This window comes from Streptomyces rubellomurinus (genome assembly GCF_000961885.1).
GTDB lineage: Bacteria > Actinomycetota > Actinomycetes > Streptomycetales > Streptomycetaceae > Kitasatospora > Kitasatospora rubellomurina.
The window spans coordinates 12,864-32,123 of sequence record NZ_JZKH01000088.1; the positions used below are offsets into that span (position 1 = coordinate 12,864).

General features: G+C 75.5%; 14 protein-coding genes and 1 rRNA gene. 3 read left to right on the top strand and 12 right to left on the bottom strand.

Going from position 1 to position 19,260, the window contains the following annotated elements:
- Positions 1 to 48 precede the first annotated feature (48 nt).
- The gene (locus tag VM95_RS30715) at positions 49 to 1,617 is read right to left on the bottom strand and encodes a PucR family transcriptional regulator (RefSeq protein WP_045702951.1); all 1,569 of its coding nucleotides are present in this window, start codon (positions 1,615 to 1,617) and stop codon (positions 49 to 51) included.
- Between the two features lie 222 nt (positions 1,618 to 1,839).
- The gene (locus VM95_RS30720; RefSeq protein ID WP_045702953.1) at positions 1,840 to 3,915 is read right to left on the bottom strand and encodes a type IV secretory system conjugative DNA transfer family protein; all 2,076 of its coding nucleotides are present in this window, start codon (positions 3,913 to 3,915) and stop codon (positions 1,840 to 1,842) included.
- A 242-nt stretch (positions 3,916 to 4,157) separates the two neighbouring features.
- Between VM95_RS30720 and gabT the strand changes: the two genes are divergently transcribed.
- A complete protein-coding gene (gene gabT, locus VM95_RS30725; RefSeq protein ID WP_045702955.1) occupies positions 4,158 to 5,498 on the top strand; it encodes a 4-aminobutyrate--2-oxoglutarate transaminase in 1,341 nt (446 codons plus the stop codon).
- Positions 5,499 to 5,988: 490 nt separating this feature from the next.
- Complete coding sequence (locus VM95_RS42870; RefSeq protein WP_045702957.1) at positions 5,989 to 6,642, top strand: phosphatase PAP2 family protein; 654 nt, start codon at positions 5,989 to 5,991, stop codon at positions 6,640 to 6,642.
- Here the strand turns inward: VM95_RS42870 and VM95_RS30735 are convergent.
- Positions 6,615 to 6,947: a DUF2218 domain-containing protein gene (locus tag VM95_RS30735; protein ID WP_045702959.1), complete on the bottom strand. Its 333-nt coding sequence runs from the start codon at positions 6,945 to 6,947 to the stop codon at positions 6,615 to 6,617. The genes VM95_RS42870 and VM95_RS30735 overlap by 28 nt on opposite strands.
- 167 nt (positions 6,948 to 7,114) lie before the next feature.
- Here VM95_RS30735 and VM95_RS39780 point away from each other — a divergent pair, with 167 nt between their 5' ends.
- On the top strand, positions 7,115 to 7,783 hold the full coding sequence (locus VM95_RS39780; protein ID WP_063773586.1) for a MarR family winged helix-turn-helix transcriptional regulator: 669 nt from the start codon (positions 7,115 to 7,117) through the stop codon (positions 7,781 to 7,783).
- A gap of 44 nt (positions 7,784 to 7,827) precedes the next feature.
- Here the strand turns inward: VM95_RS39780 and VM95_RS30745 are convergent, their stop codons facing one another.
- The 9 genes from VM95_RS30745 to rrf all read right to left on the bottom strand — a co-directional run.
- The gene (locus VM95_RS30745; RefSeq protein ID WP_045702961.1) at positions 7,828 to 8,589 is read right to left on the bottom strand and encodes a ZIP family metal transporter; all 762 of its coding nucleotides are present in this window, start codon (positions 8,587 to 8,589) and stop codon (positions 7,828 to 7,830) included.
- Positions 8,590 to 8,926: 337 nt separating this feature from the next.
- Positions 8,927 to 10,621 (bottom strand): restriction endonuclease, encoded by a 1,695-nt coding sequence (locus VM95_RS39290; protein ID WP_052707674.1) that lies wholly within the window; start codon positions 10,619 to 10,621, stop codon positions 8,927 to 8,929.
- A 193-nt stretch (positions 10,622 to 10,814) separates the two neighbouring features.
- Positions 10,815 to 12,641 carry a hypothetical protein gene (locus tag VM95_RS30755; protein WP_052707675.1) on the bottom strand — a complete coding sequence of 609 codons (1,827 nt, stop codon included), beginning with the start codon at positions 12,639 to 12,641 and terminating at the stop codon, positions 10,815 to 10,817.
- Positions 12,642 to 12,853: 212 nt separating this feature from the next.
- The gene (locus VM95_RS30760) at positions 12,854 to 13,510 is read right to left on the bottom strand and encodes a YigZ family protein (protein WP_045702963.1); all 657 of its coding nucleotides are present in this window, start codon (positions 13,508 to 13,510) and stop codon (positions 12,854 to 12,856) included.
- A gap of 154 nt (positions 13,511 to 13,664) precedes the next feature.
- Positions 13,665 to 14,954 carry a DUF6986 family protein gene (locus tag VM95_RS30765; RefSeq protein ID WP_045702965.1) on the bottom strand — a complete coding sequence of 430 codons (1,290 nt, stop codon included), beginning with the start codon at positions 14,952 to 14,954 and terminating at the stop codon, positions 13,665 to 13,667.
- A gap of 86 nt (positions 14,955 to 15,040) precedes the next feature.
- Entirely contained in the window at positions 15,041 to 16,678 is a 1,638-nt protein-coding gene (locus VM95_RS39785; RefSeq protein WP_045702967.1) for a DUF2637 domain-containing protein, read from the bottom strand.
- A 264-nt stretch (positions 16,679 to 16,942) separates the two neighbouring features.
- Positions 16,943 to 17,608 carry a response regulator transcription factor gene (locus tag VM95_RS30775; RefSeq protein ID WP_045702969.1) on the bottom strand — a complete coding sequence of 222 codons (666 nt, stop codon included), beginning with the start codon at positions 17,606 to 17,608 and terminating at the stop codon, positions 16,943 to 16,945.
- A complete protein-coding gene (locus VM95_RS30780) occupies positions 17,560 to 18,975 on the bottom strand; it encodes a sensor histidine kinase (protein ID WP_244179010.1) in 1,416 nt (471 codons plus the stop codon). The genes VM95_RS30775 and VM95_RS30780 overlap by 49 nt, the downstream gene beginning before the upstream one ends.
- 214 nt (positions 18,976 to 19,189) lie before the next feature.
- A 5S ribosomal RNA gene (rrf, locus tag VM95_RS45730) occupies positions 19,190 to 19,260 on the bottom strand; the annotation flags it as partial.

Sequence of the window (19,260 nt, forward strand, 5' to 3'; positions counted from 1 at the left end):
TCCGCCCCGGGGCCACTCCATCCCGTCCAGACTGCGGCCGGTCCCCGCTCACTCCTCGCCGGAGCGCAGCGCCAGCCACAGCTCCATCCGCACGTCCGTGTCGTCCAGCGAACGCCCCAGCAGCTCCTCGACCCGGCGCATCCGGTACCGCAGCGTGTGCCGGTGCACCCCCAGATCGGCCGCCGCCGCGTCCCACTGCCCGTGCCGGGACAGCCACGCCCGCAACGAGGCCACCAGGTCACCGCGCGCCGTCCGGTCGTGCTCGCGCAACGGCCGCAGCAGCCCCTCCGCGAAGGCCGTCACCGCCTCCTCGCCCAACAGCGGCAGCAGCGACCCGGCGCCGACCTCCTCGTGGTCCACCGAACGGCGGCCACCGCGCAGCGCCACCGCCAACGCCCGCTCGGCCTGCGCGTGCGCCGTCCCCGCGTCCTCCAGCGCCGCCGGCGCCGACACGCCCAACGACAGGCCCTCGTGCTCCTCCACCGCCCCCAGACACGCCCGGTGCACCGCACCGTTGTCCAGCGCCAGCACCACCAGCCGCGGCCCGTGCGCCCCCTCCCCCCGGGCCACCAGCAGCTTCTCGCCGACCCGGCCGCCCGCCTGCTCCGCCCGGTCGCCCAGCTCGCCCAGCGCCTCCGCCGCATCCGCGGCCGCCGCCCCGGCCCCCGCCACCAGGACCCGCACCGTCCCCTCCGGCAGGCCCCCGAACAGCCCCGCCGCCACCTGGCGCGCCGTCGCCACCTCACCGGCCAGCACCATCCGCAGCAGCGCGGCGCCCATCCGCTCCTCCGCCTGCCGCAGCTCGCGCGAACGCTCCAGCGTCAGGGTCAGCAGCGCCACCGCCGCGTTCAACACGTACCGCTCGGTCGGCGTGATCCGGTCCTCGGTCCCCACCGCCAGGAAGCCCCGCGCCCGCCGGTCCGCCCCCAGCGACTGGACCACCACGTAGTCCTCGTCCGCCGTGTCTATCCCCGGCGACCGCCCCTGCAGCGCGGCACTCGACGGCGCCGGCCGCCGACGCAGCCGGTCCACCTCCGCCGCCAGCCGCCCCGCCCGCCGCGCCGCCCAGTCCGGCGCCACCACCGACAGCGCACCCGACCCGTCGTACAGCGCCGCCCAGCCACCCAGCCGCGCCGCCAACCGGCGCACCACCGCCGTCGTGCCGTCCTTGCCCAGCGCCGCCCGGGTCAGCTCCTCCTGCGCCTCGAAGCTCGTCGTCACCGCCTCGTACTGCTCCGCGGCCAGCGCCGCCGACACCACCTTGCTGATCGCGATGAACGGCGTCGGCTCCGGCACCCGCAGCAACGGCAGCCCCCGCTGCGCCGCCGCCTCCACCAACGGCTGCGGCACCTCCGTGTGCGACAGCCCCACCCCCAGGCCCAGCCCCACCACCCCGGCATCGGCCAACCGGTGCACGTACGCCTGCAACTGCGCCGCCGTACGGCCCAGCTTGATCCCGGTGGTGAGCAACAGCTCGCCACCCTCCAGGAACGGCGTCGGATCGTCCAGCTCACTGGTGTGCACCCAGCGAACCGGCCGCTCCAGGTGGTCCGCACCGGCGAGAACCGTCAGATGGAGCGAGGTGTTGCGGACGACGGAGGCGAGTGTGGGGGGCATGGCACCTTCGAAGGATCGACCTGACCGCGCCATTGCGGCCGGGCGAGGAGAGGGACGTGGGACTGGTGAGGGTCTCTCCCCTTCATTATGGACGCCCCGGACAACGCGCACTGCCGAATCCACCTCGAAGGCGACTTCCGCCCGGCGCGGCGGGCCGGGCCCGGGTCGGGGGCGGGTCGGGCCCGAGGTCGGGCCCGGGCCGGGCCCGAGGTCGGCTCCGGTTCAGCCGCGCAGGTCCACCAGCAGCGGCGGCACCTGCTCGCCCGACACCGCCGTCAACGACACCACCGCGTGCCCCGCCGGCAACGCGTGCGCCAGATCCGACGGGGACCACCGCAAGCGCTCCACGTCCCGCGTCGTCACCGACTCCGTCTGCGCCGTCGTCCCCGACAACGCCTTCCGCCCGAGCCGACCGGCACGCCTGATGACACCACCGGAGGTGTCGGGGGTGTGGGTGACCGCCGTCTCCTGTACCAGGTGCGTCCCCCAGGCCTCCGAGAACAGCCGGCCGTCCCACGGCGCGATCCCCGGGAACGCCATCCGGCACCCGACCGCCCCGAACAGCGGCGCCCGCAACGCCTCCGGCAGGTCCACCAGGGTGCGCAGCAGCAGCACCGCCCCCGCGTTCGCCCCGCGCATCCGCTGCAGCCCGCGCACCGCCGTCGCGTCCAGCGCCGCCGAGGCGTCGTCCACCACCAGCCCGGCGAACAGCGAACGGTCCTCACGGACCCCGGCCGCCTGCACGAACTGGCCCACCACCAGCCGCGACAGCATCCGGGCGGCCTCCGGGTTGCCGCGCTCCGGCAGCTTCACCCGCACCCGCAGCGGGTGGTCCAGCACCCGCATCGCGAAGGGGGGCCGGCCGGTGCCGTCCGTCGCGAACGCGCCCTCGAAGGCGGGTCGGTCCAGCAGTGCCAGCCGGTCCGCCAGCAGCGCCCCCGGGTCGTCCGCCCGCCCGCGCTGACGCTCCCGGTGCTCCAGGTCCCGCTCGTACGCGGCCAGCCGGCCGGCCACCCCGAGCGCCTTCACCAGGGCCGCCAGCACGTCCGGGTCCCCGCCCAGCAGCGCCCGCAGCTCCCGCACCCCCGGGTAGCGGCCGTACGCGGCGTGGAACGGGCCCACCACCTGCTGCAGCGCGGTGCGGGCGTGCTCCGCGCGGGCCGTCAGTTCGTCCGGGAGCAGCGCCTCGGCCAGCCGGGCGGCCGCCTCGTCCGGATCCCGCGCCGCGCCGTACAGGTCCAGGCCGTACACCGAGGCCGGATCGCCGGGCGCGATCACCACGTCGTACCAGGCGTCGGGGCCGAGATCCGCGTCCGCCGCCCCGACCACGACGACACAGGCGGTACCGGCCAGGGCCTGCAGGCACAGCGCCTCCGCCACCGGCCGCGCCAGCCGCGCCGTCTTCCCGGTGCCCGCCGGGCCGACCGCCAGCAGCGAGGTGCCCAGGACCGCCGGGTCCAGCGCGAAGCCGGCCGCCCGGTGGTCCAGCGGGTTCTTCGGCACGTCCTGGGCGGTGCCGAGCCGCACCTGGCCCAGCAGCAGGTCGTGCAGCTCGGCGCGGCCGGGCAGCTCCCGCATCTCCGACGGGTGCGCGAAGGCCGCCGCCCCGCGCGCCGCCACCTGATCGACGAACGCGGGCACGAACACCCGGTCCGACTGCGCCGACTCCCAGGCGCGCTGGATCCGCACGTAGTCGACGTCCCCGACCGGCTCCGCGTCCAGCCGCACCGCCGCCTCGGCCGCCCCGCCCTGCCGCAGCCCGTCCCACGGGTCCTGCCGCCGGGCCGCCTCCCCGGCGGCCCCGTCCACCGGGTCGGGCGCCTCCTGCGTCACTGTCCGCGACAGCAGCGGAGCCACGTACCGGCGCCACACCTCGGGCCAACGGCCCATCCGGCCGAAGACCTTGATGACGATGCCGAGCACCAGAACGTTCAGGGTCAGCACCACGGACGTGGCGACGAAGACCGACTGCGAAGGAAGGACACCGATCAGCGTCGTGCCGTCCTTCGCGAGCTCCACGCCGTAGACGAAGGCCAACCACCCCACCACCGCGTTGAGCACCGCCCGCAGCAGCAGCGGCCAGGTCGCGACGCGCGCCGCCTCCGCCCGTTCCGGGTCGATCCGGCGGTAGCCGAGCCGGAAGACGCCCGGTTCGGCCTCGGGGCGGGGGGCGCAGGCCCAGGTGGCGAGGTCGAAGGGCGGGGTGGACGGGTCGCCCGGCCGCTGGTGCGGGAGGGGGGTCGGGGGGCGGCTGGTGGTGGTGCGCTCGCGGTGGTGGTGTGCCCCGTCCTGTGCCATGTGTACGGCCCCGCTCCCTCGCCCGCCCGGCCCGACCGCCGTCGGTGCCGCCATACCCATGCCGCCGCGTCGGCGACCCGCCCGCGCTCAGGGTAGTGGAGCCGGGCCTGCGGGTAGTCGCACCGCTCGTGCTGGCCGTGCCGGACAAGTCGGACGGCGCAGTGCTACCGAGTGGCGCATGCCCGGCCGGTGAGGGCGGCCGTAGCCTGCGAAGCACCGAGCCGAGAAGTCTGGAGAACCCCATGAGCGCCGCAACGCCGCTCCCGCAGGAGCGCCGCCTGGTCACCGCGATCCCCGGTCCGAAGTCGCAGGAACTGCAGGCCCGCAAGCTGGGTGCGGTGGCGGCCGGTGTCGGCACCACCCTGCCGGTGTACGTGTCCCGCGCCAACGGCGGGGTGCTGGAGGACGTGGACGGCAACTCGCTGATCGACTTCGGTTCCGGCATCGCCGTGACGAACGTCGGCAACAGCGCCGAGGCCGTGGTGGCCCGGGCGAGCGAGCAGCTGGCCGCGTTCACGCACACCTGTTTCATGGTGACCCCGTACGAGGGTTACGTGGCCGTCGCCGAGCAGCTGAACGAGCTGACCCCGGGCGACCACGAGAAGCGCACCGCGCTGTTCAACTCGGGCGCCGAGGCGGTGGAGAACGCGGTGAAGATCGCCCGCGCCTACACCAAGCGCACCGCCGTCGTGGTGTTCGACCACGGCTACCACGGCCGCACCAACCTGACCATGGGCCTGACGGCGAAGAACATGCCGTACAAGCAGGGCTTCGGCCCGTTCGCCCCGGAGATCTACCGGGTGCCGGTGGCCTACCCGTACCGCTGGCTGACCGGCGCGGAGAACTGCGCCGCCGAGGCGGCCGCGCAGGCGATCGACGTCATCACCAAGCAGATCGGCGCGGAGAACGTCGCCGCGATCATCATCGAGCCGATCCAGGGCGAGGGCGGCTTCATCGAGCCGGCCAAGGGCTTCCTGCCGGCGATCGTGGAGTTCGCGAAGGCGAACGGCATCGTGTTCGTCGCGGACGAGATCCAGACCGGCTTCTGCCGCACCGGCCAGTGGTTCGCCTGTGACGACGAGGGCATCGTCCCGGACCTGATCACGACCGCGAAGGGCATCGCCGGCGGTCTGCCGCTGGCCGCGGTGACCGGCCGCGCCGAGATCATGGACGCCGCGCACGCGGGCGGCCTGGGCGGCACCTACGGCGGCAACCCGGTGGCCTGTGCGGCCGCGCTGGGCGCGATCGAGACGATGAAGGAGCAGGACCTCAACGGCAAGGCGCAGCGGATCGGCGAGGTCATGCTGGGCCGTCTGCGGGCGCTCCAGGAGAAGCACGAGATCGTCGGCGAGGTCCGCGGCCGCGGCGCGATGGTCGCGGTCGAGCTGGTGAAGCCGGGCGGCAAGGAGCCGAACCCGGAGGCCACCGCGGCGATCGCGAAGGCCTGCCACGCCGAGGGTCTGGTGGTGCTGACCGCCGGCACGTACGGCAACGTGCTGCGCTTCCTGCCGCCGCTGGTGATGCCGGAGCACCTGCTGAACGAGGGCCTGGACATCCTGGAGGGCGCGTTCACCGCCGTCTGAGCGGCGCCGCCGACCAGGTGGTGACTCCCGCCGGAGGGTTGTCCGGACAGCGCTGAACGGCCCGTGGGGACCTCTGGTCCTCGCGGGCCGTTCGGTTTCTCGAGGGGGCGCGAGGGGCGCCCCGGTGGTCGGCGCAAAAGACCGGTTCGGCGGCCGTGGGGTTGCCCGGGGCAGGGTGAAGATGATGTGCGGAATCGCTGAAGGCGCTCGGACGGGAACGGCGGGTGACGTAGTGTCATCACGGATGGACAGCGAGCCCCAGCCCCTGGCTGAGCCGTCCGCGGAGCCGCCCCCGGTGGGGGGCCCGCGGGCGCACCGCACGGACAACCAGGCCGACCCGGGAGGGTCGGCACACACCGAAGACCGATCGACCGACCGTCCGACCCACACCCCCCGGGGCGCACGGAACGGCGATCATCCAAGCCGCCCCGGAGCTCTCCCCCCTGCTCCGGGGCGGCTGTCCGCTGCCCTGGGCCGGGCGGCCCGCTCGGTGGCGGTGCCGGTGGTCGCGGCGGTGGTGCTGCTGCTGGTGTCCTGGCAGGTGGTGGTGGACGGACCGTTGCTGGGGCTGGACCGGGCGGTGCGCGGCGCGGTGCGCTCGGCCCGCCCGAACGCCGTCCTCGATCCGCTCGGCCACGCCCTGTCGGACCTGGGGAGCGGTGTCCCCGCCGTGCCGGTGCTGCTGGCGTGCGGCGTGCTGGCGTCCTGGTGGTGGCGGCGGGCAGGGGCGGCGCGCTGGTGGTGGCCGCTGCCGGCGGCCGCGGCGACGGCGGTGCTGATCCCGCTGCTGGTGGTGCCGGCGAAGGCGGCGTTCGCCCGGCCGGGCCCGCTCGGGGAGCCGCTGACGCCGGGGCAGTGGGGCTGGTACCCGTCCGGGCACACGGCGACGGCGACGCTCTCGTACGGGGTGGCGGCGCTGCTGCTGGCCCGGGCGGCGGGGCCGCGGACGGCCCGGGGGCTGGCGGCGGGCGCGGTGGCGCTGGCGCTCGGGGTGGGCGCGGGGCTGATGTGGAGCGACTTCCACTGGCTGTTGGACGTGGTGGCCAGCTGGTGCCTGGCCGTGCTGGTGCTGTGGGCGCTCGACCGGTGGCTGCCCCGGCCGAGCGGCCGGGGTCGTCAGGCCTCGGGGTCGTCGTTGCGGTGAACGAGGCCGGCCTCGCCGTTGTCGCGGTGCCAGGCGACGACGAGTTCGTCGCGGGCGCCGAAGCGGACGAGGTGGCGGCCGACGACGTCCTCCAGGCCGGGCAGGTTCTCGCGCTCGCCCTCGACGACGAGCAGCAGGGCGTCCGGCTGGGCCTCCAGGGTGGCGGTGCCGGCGCCGAAGACGAGGGTGCCGCGGCCGGTCTCCTCGGAGAAGGTGGCGTCGATCTTGCGGCCCATGTGGGCGGCGAGCTGCTTGGCGTAGCGGGCGGGGCGGTCGGTGGCGACGCGCGCCTCGGAGCGGGGCATGGGCCCTCCAGGTTCGGGGAGGGAACTTAGGGTCCCCTCACTGAAGGACAAGCTAACGCAGATACTGAGCTTGGCTCAACATCTTTCCCGGCACTCGCCCACCACCGGCCACGGGTCCCGGAGCGGCGCCGATACGCTTGGGCGGACGCCTGCCGAGGAGACCGCCCATGACCACCACGCCGACCGACGACCCGGCGGGCGCCCCGACCGGCGACCAGGCGCACGCCGCCGGCCGCCCGGAAGCCGTCGACCGGGCCGACGACCGGACGGGTGAACAGGCCGGTGAGCAGGCTGCTGAGCGGGCCGGCGAGCAGGCCGATGAGCAGGTCGGCGAGCAGGTCGGCGAGCAGTTGGACGCCGCCGAGCTGGCCGACGCGATGACCAGGGCGATCAAGCGCATCCGCCGCCGCACCGGCGAGCGCCTGGACCCGTACGGCATCACCCCCGGCCAGGCCCGGGCACTGCGCACGCTGGCGCACGCGCCCGGCTGCGAGCTGCCGGACCGCGCGATGCGGCTGAGCGACCTCGCCGACAAGCTGCACATCGCCCCGCGCTCGGCGACCACGGTGGTCGACGCGCTGGAGGAGGCCGGCCTGGTCGAGCGCAGCCCGGACCCGGCGGACCGGCGGGCCGTACGGATCCTGCTCACCGGGGCCGGACGGGCGGCGGTCGAGCGGATCGGGCGGGTCCGGGACGAGGTGGCGCAGGAGTACTTCGGCGAGGTCAGCCCCGCCGACCAGGCGGTGCTGCTGCGGGTGCTGCGCTCCGCCGAGGCGCGCTTCCTCGCGGCCGGGCCGCCGCGCCGGCCCGCGCACCCGGGCGGCGCGGCGCGCTGAGCCCGCCCCCGGCGGGCGCCGGGGAGGCGGCCACGGGGCCCGCCTCAGTTGGCGAGGCCGATCACCAGCCACATGAAGCCGACCCCGGCGAGGGTGCAGAGCAGGGTGCTGCGGGACGGGTGCGGGCTGTGCGCCTCGGGGAGGATGTCGGAGGTCGCCAGGTAGAGCAGGAAGCCGGAGAAGAAGCCCAGGTAGAGGCCGAGCAGGTGCTCCGGGATGGTGAAGGCCAGGGTGATCGCGGCGCCGGAGACCGGTGCGAGGGCGTCCGCCGCGAGCAGGGTGAGCGCCCGCCGCCGGTTATTCCCGTAGAGCCGGGTGATCGTGTACGTGTTGAAGCCGTCCGCGAAGTCGTGGGCCACCACGGCGATGGCGACGACGGTGCCGACCGTGGTGCCGGCCTGGAAGGCGGCGCCGATCGCGAAGCCGTCCATCACGCTGTGCCCGACCAGGGCGAGCGCGGCGGTCAGGCCGATGCCCTGCTGCCCTTCGCGCGGCCCGTGCTGGTGGCCGCCGTGGCTGTGCTCGGCGTACTCGCCCTCGTGACCGCGGTGGATGGCGACGGCGCGCTCGACGACGTGGATGGCGAGGAAGCCGGCCGCGAACATCAGCAGTGCCTGCGGGACGCCGTGCACCTCGTCGGGAGCCTGGTGCAGTGCCTCGGGCAGCAGGTCGAAGGCGACCACGCCGAGCATCAGGCCGGCCGCGAAGCCGAGCACCAGGTGGCGGCGGTCGCCGGTGCGCTGGGCGACGAAGCCGCCGATCAGCGTCATCAGGAAGGCCCCGGCCGCGACGGCCACGGCGGTCATCGGGCCGCCTCCGCCGTCTGCCCGACCGCCTGCCCGACCGTCTGCCTGGTGCCGTCGTACGGTCTGCCGAGCGCTCTGCCCATGCCTCTCCCCCCGGGGTCCGCCCGTGGCCGGGCCGACCGCCGACCGTACCGGACGGCCGTTCGACGGAGATCGGCCGGGGTACCGTCCGGCCGGGCCCGCTCCTCAGCCTCCGGTCGGCGGTGGTGCGGCGCGCGCCGGGCGGGCCGTCAGGGTGAGCCGGGGCCCGGGGGTCCAGCAGGCTCAGGAGCTCAGGGGCTCAGGGGCTCAGGAGCCCTGGGGCCGGGAAGCCCTGACGCCCTGACGCCCTGACGCCCTAGTGGCCCGCGCCGAACGGGAGGCCGAGGTGGGTGCGGGCGAGTTCGCGCAGGCCGTCGCCGTCGACCAGGTGGATGTGCCGGTGGCTCTCCTCGGCGGTGAGGTCCAGGGCCTCGTCGGTGAAGCGGCCGGTGGTCAGCCGCAGGCCGCGCTCGACGGACTCCTCGCGGACGCCCTCGGCGAGGGTGGCGATGTGGTCGGTGCCGACCGGTTCGGCGTCCCGGGAGGCCCAGACCAGCCAGCGGCCGGGCAGCGCGCTGCCGGGCGTGCCTTCGGCGGTGGCGACCAGTCCGGCCGGGCCGCGCAGCCGCACGCTCCACTCCGTCAGACCGCCCCGGGTGAGCAGGTCCCGCACCAGCTGGGCGAACTCGTTGGCGGACAGGTCGGCCGCGGCGGGCACCGCGGCGCCGGCCCGGGCGGCGGGCTGGACGGCCGTCCGGTCGTACGGGTCCGGGGTGACGGCGGCGCCGAGCTGGCGCAGCCGTACGAGCGCCTCGTCCTGCTCGGCGTCGGCGTAGACGCCCTCGTCGTCGCGTTCCTCGTACGGCGCGGCGGGCGGCAGCAGCCGGGTGCGGGCCAGCGCGTCGCGGTCGGCGTCCACGCTGACCAGGCAGAGCGGCTCGGCGGTGCCGGGCCGGCCGGCACCGGGCTCGCGCAGCCAGCCGTTGAGGACGACCCCGGCGAGTATCTCGTCGGTGTCGACGGCGTCGGCCGCCTGCAGCGCGCGCAGGGCGAGCCGGGCGACCAGCCGCAGGTAGTCGGTGGCGCGGTCGGCGGGCGGGCGCGGCACGGGGGCGATCTCGCCGTCCGGGGCGAGCCGGTAGCCGGTGAGCGAGGGCACCAGGTCGAGCGGCGGCAGGTCGAGGTCGAGGACGGCGGTGCGGGTGAGCGGCCGGAAGACCGCCCGGCACGGGGCCGGGAGGTCCTGGGTGGCGGTCTCGGCCGCGGCCAGCGCCCGCTCCAGCAGCGACTCGACGGCGGCCGGTTCGGCCTGCCGGTAGGCCCGGCGGCACTCCTCGAGGCTGTCGTTGTACTCGCGCACGGCGCGGGCGCGGGCCTCCTCGGCCTCCTCGTGGGCGCGCCGGGCGTCGTCGGCGGCCGGGCTGCCGGCCTCGGCCCGGCGGGTGCGGAACTCGCGCAGGGCGCGCTGGTGGGTGAGCCGGGCCTGGGCCAGTTCGCGCTGGTAGCCGGAGTCCAGCAGGCGGCGGGAGGGGCCGCTCTCGGGGTCGGCGGCGGGCGGCTCGGCGGGGGCGAAGTCCTCCCAGCGGGGCTCGGCCTCGGTGTCCGGGCCGGGGCCGTCCGCCGCGAAGGGGCGGGGTTCGTAGCGGCGCAGCTGGCTCTCGAAGTCCATGGCCGAGACGGGCAGGGCGGCCCGGCGCAGCAGGTCGGCCAGCCGGTCGTGCTCGGTCCGGACGGTCTGCGTGCGGTGGTGGGTCAGGGCCGCGGCCCGGGCGTGCGCCGCGACCGCCTCCTGCTCGGAACCGGACGGGCCGTCACCGGGCGCGCCGTCGCCGTACGGTTCGGGGGCAGTGCCCTCCGGGCCGGGGGCACTGCCGCCCGGCTCGGCGGCGCCCCGGTCCGGGTCGGCGTCCTGGTCGACGCCGAGGTCGCGGAACACCGAGGCCAGGAAGCCCGGTTGGGGGAAATGCGCGGTCGCGGTGCCGTCGGGCCGGCCGTCTGCTGAGTACTGCATCGGTCGTCGTTCCCCCATGCTCGTCCGACACCTGCCCGGGGCGACCGAAGGCCCTTCGGCCCCGCCCCTGTCGGACATTGTCCACCGAACCGGCTCGGTGGTCAGCCAGGTCTCCGGGTCGGTACCGCTCGATACCGCTCGATCCCGGCCGACCCCCGGGCCGGTCGGCCCCCGCGGTGGACGGCCCCGCGCGTCAGTTGGTGCGGGTGTTGGTCAGGTGCAGGCCGATGTAGCCGACGTAGATCCGGCCGCTGCCGGAGCAGTCGTCGAGGTAGTGCAGCCGGGGAGCGGTGCGGCCGCCGCCGATCCGCAGGTGGGCGCCCATGAACGCGCGCCGCGAGGCGTCCACCGACTCGGGTACCGGCAGCATCCGTTCGCGTTTCCACTTGGTGTGGCTGAACACCGTCCGGGACTCCCCGCGCACGGCCTTGCGCGGCGGGAAGTGGTGGCAGCCGGCCGGGGTGTGCTCGCACCACTGCTTGAAGTCGCCGCCGGCCGAGCCGCGCACGGCCGCCTCGGCGTACTCCTGGAGGGCGGTCAGCCCGTCCCAGGCGAGCCGGGCCCAGCCGGCGCCGGTGCACTGGAGCCCGTCCAGGGCGAGCGCGGCCTTCTGGTCGCCGGTGAAGGTGAGCAGTGGGAACTCGGCCAGCCTGGCCATGAGTTCGGTGAAGGTCGCGGGCTTGCCGGAGCGGTCGGCGGGCCTGCCGGACGGCGGTGCGGCCGGGCGCCCGGCGGGGCCGCCCGGGACGGTGCAGTGGCGGCCGGTGAGGGCGCGGGCAGCGGACCGCAGGCGCCCTTCGTGGCCCTCGCGCCGGCCCGTGCGCTCGCGGTGCTCCCGGCGCTCCTGCCGCAGGGTGCGCCGGACGCGCTCCAACTCGTCGGCCCTGGCCTGCTGTTCGGCCCGGTCCTGCCGCTCCTCCCGCGCCAGCACGGCCACTTCGGCCACGTCGGCCACGTCGGCCGGGCCGGATGCGGCAGCCGGCCCGGTGCGGGCGGCGGGAGCCGATGGCGGGGGGACGCGCAGCACCGGGACGGCGGCGAGCGCCGGTGGCAGCGGCAGTTCGGCGGCGAGCCGGCGCGGCTCGCGCGCCAGCAGCCCGGCGGCACGGCGCACGTCCTGCTCTATTCGGCCCCGGACGAGCACCGGGTGCCGGGCACCGTCCTGCCGGGAGGCCGGGTCGACCTCGGGCAGGTAGGTGCGCACCGCCCCGCCGTAGACGCTGTGGTACTCCAGCGCGACGTTGAACCCGAGCCGGGCGTCGGCGTCCAGCACGTAGGCGGTGGCGAGGCCGGGCAGTTGCAGGCAGAGCGGGCGCACCACCTGCTCGACCCAGCGGTCGAGCTCCTGGTGCGCCGGGACGCTGGCGACCACGGTGGGCAGCCGGCGCTCCGGGTCGCAGAGTTCGTCGATCAGCCCGTCCACCCCGGCGGCCGTGATCACCTGCGGGGCGAGGTGGACGGCGGCCGGGCCGTCCGCGGCGTCCAGCAGCGGGAGGAGGGAGTAGGCCAGGTCGGGCACCGGCACCCGGCAGGGGGTGCGCACGCCGCTGCCGGTGCTGTGCGTCTCGGCCTCCAGCCGGACCCAGGTGGGGCCGCCGGCCGCGGTGGCCACGGTGAGGGTGAGCTGCCGGGTGCCGTGCGGGGCCGGGGTGCGCAGGCGGCGGCGGTCGTAGCGGCCGGCTCCCCGGCCGCCGCGCAGCGGGCCCTGGTCGCGGTCGAGCAGAACGCGGTCGCCGAGGCGGAGGCGTTCGGCCACGGGCGGCTCGGCCCCGGGTGGTTCGGTCGGCGGCGGTTCGGTCGGGCGCGGTGCGGTGGCGGCCCGGCCGGTGTCGGCACGGCGGGCGGGCGGGGGCTCCTCGCAGCCCTCCTGCTTCAGCCAGGAGGCGAGGTGCTCGTCGGCCAGGGCGACGGCCTCGGCGTGCGGGAGGGCGGTGGTGACGGTCATCCGGTAGGGCGTCGCGGCCCCGCGGGGGCCGGCCGGGTCGGCGCCGGTCTGCGACGGGAAGCGGGCTGAGGTCATGCGCGTACCTCCGTGGTGCGGCGTGGGGTCCTGTGTCCTCCATCGATGGGTCATTCGTCCGGTTCTGCCGGAACCTTGCCCAGGAAACGCCACAACCCGGAGCCGAAGTTCCGACTCCGGGACACGTCCCTACGTTCGGGTGAATCTGTTCAAGCGGTCTCCCGCGTGGCGCGACGCCTCGGCTACGGGGGGTGACCGCCGGGCCGGTTCCGTCAGACCGGCACCTCGACGTACGTCCGCCCGGCCGGGACCGCCACCGAGGTGCCGCCGGTCGCCTCGGCCAGCCAGGTGTGGAACGCCGCCACCTCCGGCTCCGGCACGCCCACCTCGATCCGCACCCCGGCGGCCTCGTAGGCGAGGTCGCTCACCGCGTACCCGGCCGCCCGCAGGTCGTTCTCCACCCGCCCGGCGCGCCTGTGGTCGGCCGCCACCGCGAGCAGCGCGACCGGCCGGCGCTCCAGCAGGCCGATCTCGTCGACCGCCTCCGACACCGCGCTCCCGTACGCCCGGACCAGGCCGCCGGCGCCGAGCTTGATCCCGCCGAAGTACCTGGTCACCACGGCGACGGTGTCGGTCAGGCCGCGCCGGCGCAGCACCTCCAGCATCGGCACCCCGGCCGTGCCGCCGGGCTCGCCGTCGTCGTTGGAGCGCTCGCGGCGCTGCTCGTCGCCGACCACGAAGGCGGTGCAGTTGTGCCGGGCGTCCCAGTACTGCTTGCGGATGCCCGCGATGAAGGCCTGCGCCTCGTCCTCGTCGCGGACCCGGGCGAGGTGGCAGATGAAGCGGGACTTCTTGATCTCGATCTCGTGGCTGCCGGCCCGCCGGATGGTGAGGTACGGCCTGGCGGTGGGTTCCGGCGTGGCGGACATGGCGCGGTGCTTCTCCCGGGAACGGCGACGGCGGGCGGGGCCGCCCCGGTGGGCGGGGCGGCCCCGCCAGCCTAGTTGGCGCGTGGCGGGCGGAGCAGCGGTCGGCCGATCAGCGGCCCGGCGATCAGCGGCCCGGCGATCAGCGGCCGGGGGATCAGCGACCCGCCAGGGCGTCCAGCCGGGCGCGGTCGAGGCCGGTCAGCGCGGTGACCTCGGCCGGGTCGACGGCGCCGCAGTCCAGACCGCGCAGCAGGTAGCCGCTGAGCGCGCGGGCGGTGGCGGGCTCGTCCATCACGTCCCCGCCCGCCTTGGCGACGTAGGCGGCCAGCCGGGCGGCGGCGGGCCCCAGGCCCTCGCGGTAGAAGGAGTAGACGGCGGCGTAGCGGGTCGGCAGGTGCGCCGGGTGCATGTCCCAGCCCTGGTAGTAGGCGCGGGCCAGCGAGCGGCGGACCAGGCCGTGGTGGAGCTTCCAGGCCGCGTGCACCTGCGCGGTCGGGCCGGTCGGGATCACGTTGGTGGAGCCGTCCGAGAGCCGGACCCCGGTGCCGGCCGCGGCGACCTGCATGACCGCCTTGGCGTGGTCGGCGACCGGGTGGTCCATGCTCTGGTGGGCCGCGCTGACGCCGCAGGCGGCGCTGTAGTCGAAGGTGCCGTAGTGCAGGCCGGTGACCCGGCCCTCGCCGGCCTCGATCATCCGGGCCACGGTGGCCCGGCCGTCCGGGCCGAGGACGGCCTGGGTGGTCTCGATCTGGACCTCGAAGCCGAGCCGGCCGGCGGGCAGGGCGGCCCGGCGCTCGAAGTCCTCCAGCAGCCGGACCAGCGCGGTGACCTGCTCGGCGTAGGTGACCTTGGGGAGGGTGAGCACCAGGCCGTCCGGGAGGCCGCCGCCGGCCAGCAGGGTGGCGAGGAAGAGCTCCAGGGTGCGGATGCCGCGGGCGCGGACGGGCGCCTCCAGGCACTTGATCCGGATCCCGACGTACGGCGGCGCGGAGCCCTCGGCCACCGCGGCGGCGACCAGCTCGGCGGCGCGGACGGCGGCCGCGTCCTCCTCGGCGTCCGGGCGGGGGCCGTAGCCGTCCTCGAAGTCGATCCGCAGGTCCTCGACCGGCTCGCGCTCCAGCTTGGCGCGGACCCGGGCGTGCACGTCGGCGAGCAGTTCGTCGTCGGCGACGCCGAGGGCGCGGGCCAGCTCGGCCGGGGTGGCGGCGTGGGTGTCGAAGGCCTCCAGCGCCCGGCGGCCCCAGTCCCGTACGGTGTCGGCGCCGAAGGCGTCGGCGGGGACGTAGACGGTGTGCACCGGCTGCCTGGTGCCGCGCTCGCCCGGGTAGCGGCGCGCCAGATCGGCGTCGACCGGGGCGAGCAGCGCCTCCACGGCGGCGCGGGCGGCGGCGGAGAAGGAGGCTCCGCCCGTCTGACCGTTACCGCCGACCTCGACCTGCGCCATCGTGGCCTCCCGTGCCGAACCTTCGCTTCAACAATTTGTTGAGGCGAAGGTAGTCCCGGTCGGATCGGGCGTCAATGGGCGGTCGGTCAGTCCCTCCCGGCGGCCTGGTAGCGCTCGTTCAGCTTCGGGTAGAGGTCGGCGACCTCCTTGGGGTGGACCGAGCCGTCCGGCCCCTTGCCGGTGACGCCGTGCTCCGTGGTGAGCCACTCGGCGAGGCGCTGGGCGTCGGGCTGGTGGCCGTTGTTGTCGATGTACGAGAGCAGGCCCTCGTACGCCACGTCGAGGTCCAGGTGCGCGGACGCCGGAACCGGGACGGGCTGGTCGGCGGCGGCCGGCTCCTCGGCGGGGGCGCCGGCCGACTCCTCGGGCGCCGGGGCCCCCGCGTTGAACCACGGCGAGGACTTGGCGGGCGTCCGGACGGCGGGGGCCACCGGGACGACGTCGGCGGGGGCGGGGGTCGCAGGAACGGGGCTCGCCTGGGCGGGGGCCACGGGCGCGGCGGGCGCCGCCGGGGCGGCGTCGGGGCGGTGGCCGGCGGGGCGGACCTGGCGTGCGGCCCAGACGTCCAGTTCCTCGCCGCGCTGCTGCGGAGTCTCCTCCGGCTCGTCGGCCGGCTCGTTCTCGGCACGGCGGCGCACCGCGGCCAGCTTCGCCAGCACCGGGCCGGCCACCTCCACGGGCACCGGCGTGACCGTCGCCGGGGCGGGGGCCGTGGCTTGGGGCTGGGGCTGCGGGGCCTGGGGCTGCTGAACCTGGGCCTGAGGCTGGGGCTGGACCTGGACCTGGGGCTGGATCTGGGGCTGCGGAAGCTGCTGCGGCTGGACCTGCGCCTGGGGCTGCCCGGGTTCCGGGCGGGACTGCGGGTGCTGCGGGTACTGCGGGTGCTGAGGCGGCACGGCCTGCTGCGCGTGCTGCGGTTGCGGGACCGCAGCCGCCTGCGCCGGGGCGATGGCCGCGGCCACCTGGATCTCCTGGAGCTCCGGCTCCCCGGCCTCCAGCTCGGCCTGGGCCGTCGTCGCGACCTCCTTGGCCTCGAGCTCCCGGCCTTCGTCGTCCAGCCGGTCGAGCAGCGACGGGTCGAGCGGCACGCCGAACTTGGCGAGCTTGAGCGGCAGCAGCGCCTGGATCGGCGCCGAGCGCCGCCAGCCGCGGCCGTACCGGAAGCGCAGCTGCGCCCGGTAGACCAGGCGGTTCTGCTCCAGCCGGATGACCTCGTCGTAGGAGCGGAGCTCCCACAGCTTCATCCGCCGCCAGAGCCGGAAGGTCGGCACCGGGGAGAGGATCCAGCGCATCACCCGGACCGACTCCATGTGGCGGTCCGCCGTGATCGCCGCGATCCGGCCGACCGCGTGCCGGGAGGCCTCGACCACGACGACGAAGAGCACCGGGATGACGGCGTGCATCCCCATGCCGAGCGGGTCGCCCCAGGACGCCGCCGCGTTGAACGCGATGGTGGCCACGGTCAGCAGCCAGGCGGTCTGCCGCAGCATCGGGAACGGGATCCGCAGCCAGGTCAGCACCAGGTCGAGCGCGAGGAGCACGACGATGCCGGCGTCGACGCCGATCGGGAAGGCGTAGGAGAAAGCGCCGAAACCTTTCTTTTCCGCCAGCTCGCGCACCGCGTTGTAGGAGCCCGCGAAGCCGATGCCCGAGATGATGCAGGCGCCGGCCGCGACCAGGCCGAGCAGGCCGCGATGGGCCTTGGTGAGCGTTGGGCGTGCCATTACGTCTATCAACCCCTGGATGTCGGCTGCTGCCGTACGCTGCCTCGACTGCCGACCGCCGACCGCCGGTCTCCCGTGGTCGGTCGTCGGTGGTCGGGCCTCCGGGACGGCTGGGCGACCTCCGGGCTCGGCTCATCGGAGTTTACTCGTACGCCTGTTTCAGCGTTTCCGCAGCCTGGACCGTCACCGCCCGGCCGCCTCCCGAGCGGCGGCCCGCCCGACTCGGCGCCCGCCTCGGCACCCGGCGGGCTTCCGGTCGAGCTGTCAGGCGGCGTGCCCCGCCGTGCCGTTGAGGTAGGTCAGGACGGCGAGCACCCGACGGTTGGCATCCTCGGCGGGGGCGAGCTCGAGCTTGGTGAAGATGTTGGCGATGTGCTTGGCCACCGCACCGTCGCTCACCGACAGCCGGGCGGCGATCGCCGAGTTGGAGCAGCCCTCGGCCATCAGCTCCAGCACCTCGCGCTCCCGCGGGGACAACCGCAGCAGCGGGCCCGGGCGGCGCGAGGTGGTGTGCATCAGCTTCGCGATCACGTCAGGGTCCATCGCCGTCCCGCCGGCCGCCACCCGGCGGACCGCGTCGATGAACTGCCCCGCGTTGAACACCCGGTCCTTCAGCAGGTAGCCGATCCCCCCGGTGCCGTCCGCCAGCAACTCCCGCGCGTACAACTGCTGGACGTGCTGGGACAGCACCAGGACCGGAAGGCCCCGGATCTCCCGCCGCGCCTTGAGGGCGGCCTGCAGCCCCTCGTCGGTGAGCGTCGGAGGCAGCCGCACGTCCACCACGGCGACATCCGGCCGGTGGGTCAGCAGCGCGTCCAGCAGCTCGGGGCCGGTCTCGACGGCCGCGGCGATGGTGAAGCCGTGCGCTTCCAGCAGCCTGATCAGGCCTTCGCGAAGGAGGTAGAGGTCCTCGGCGAGGACAACTCGCACGGCAGCTCCAGGGTGATGGTGGTCGGACCGCCCGACGTACTGTCGATGGCGAGGACACCGTCGAAGGTACCCAATCGCCGCTCTATGCCGCGCAGTCCGCTCCCCCGCGACGGATCGGCCACGCCCATGCCGTCGTCCGTCACGGTCACCCGCAGGGATCCCGCCCGGTACAGGATGTCCACCCACACCTGGTCCGCCCGCGAGTGCTTGGCCGCGTTGGCCAGCAGCTCGCAGATGCTGAAGTACACGGCCGCCTCCACCGGGGCCGGCAGCCGCTCCGGCACGCTGACGCACACCTCGGTCGGCAGCGCGCTGTCCAGCGCCAACGCCCGGACGGCGTCGCCGAGTCCGCGCTCGGCCAGCACCGGCGGGTGGATCCCCCGCACCAGGTCCCGCAGCTCCTGCAGGGCCCGCTCCGAGGACTGCCGGGCCTCGGCGAGCAGAGTACGCGCGGCGGTCTGGTCGGTGTCCATCAGGTGCTCGATGGTGCTCAGGGTCATCCCGATCGCGACCAGCCGGGCCTGCGCGCCGTCGTGCAGGTCCCGCTCGATCCGCCGGAGCTCGGCCGCCTGGCTGCCCACCGCGTCCGCCCGGGTCTCGGTCAACCGGGCCACCCGCCTGGTCAGCTGGGCGTGCGTCGCCCGACCGTCCTGGTCCAGCACCCGGCGGGCCACCGTGGCGTACGCCCGCACGGCGTGCGGCGCGAGCAGCACCCCGGCCGCGATCATGCCGAGCCCGAGCCCGCCGTTGATCACCAGCGACACCATCCGGCCGTTCAACGGGCCGTAGCCGCCGCCGACCTCCGGCCCGGCCAGGCCGTAGGCCGCCCCGAACAGCAGCAGGAACGCCACCGGCCCGGCCAGTGCGAACACCGCCGCCGGGTTGACGAGCAGCCAGAGCATCTCGCTCCTGGTCGCCCGGTCCCGGAACGCCCAGTGCAGCAGCTGCGCGAGCTGCGCGACCGACCGCGAACGGTGGTAGGAGTACCCCGTCCACCAGTGCCCGCGCTCGTCCGACTCCAGCTCCGGACGCGGCTGGTACACCACCGGTATGCGGATCCCGTACCAGTTCTCCAGCTGCCGCCGGGTGCCGGCCGCCGTCCGGCGGACGAACAGGGCGCCACCCACCGCGCCGATCCCCAGGAGCCCCGCGGCAAGGGCGCAGGGCACGACCAGGGCGAAGCGCTGCAGGATGCCCACCGTGCTCGCCGCCGCGAGCCAGCCGGCCACCAGCGGCAGCACGAACCCGGGCGCCGCCCGCAGCACCAGCACCGCCAGCCGTGCCAGGGCCTGGCCGCCCGCAGCCAGCGCCGCCTCGGCCTGCGTGCGCACCGGCGCACCACTCGTTCGCGTCTCTGTCGTCGTCACGGAAGCTCCTGATACCGGTACCGATCGTCGACTCACAGTGTTCACGAACCACCGGGTCCGCACACTGGCCATGACACCCCAGTTCCGAGGTGGACCTAGCACCACCTGCAGGTGGTCACAGCAGCACTCAGGAGCTGCGGGCGGGTTCGCCACTCGCCGCCGGAAACGCGAAAAGGCCCACCCGGAAACCCGGGTGGGCCTTTTCTGAAGAATTGTTCGGCGGCGTCCTACTCTCCCACAGGGTCCCCCCTGCAGTACCATCGGCGCTGTGAGGCTTAGCTTCCG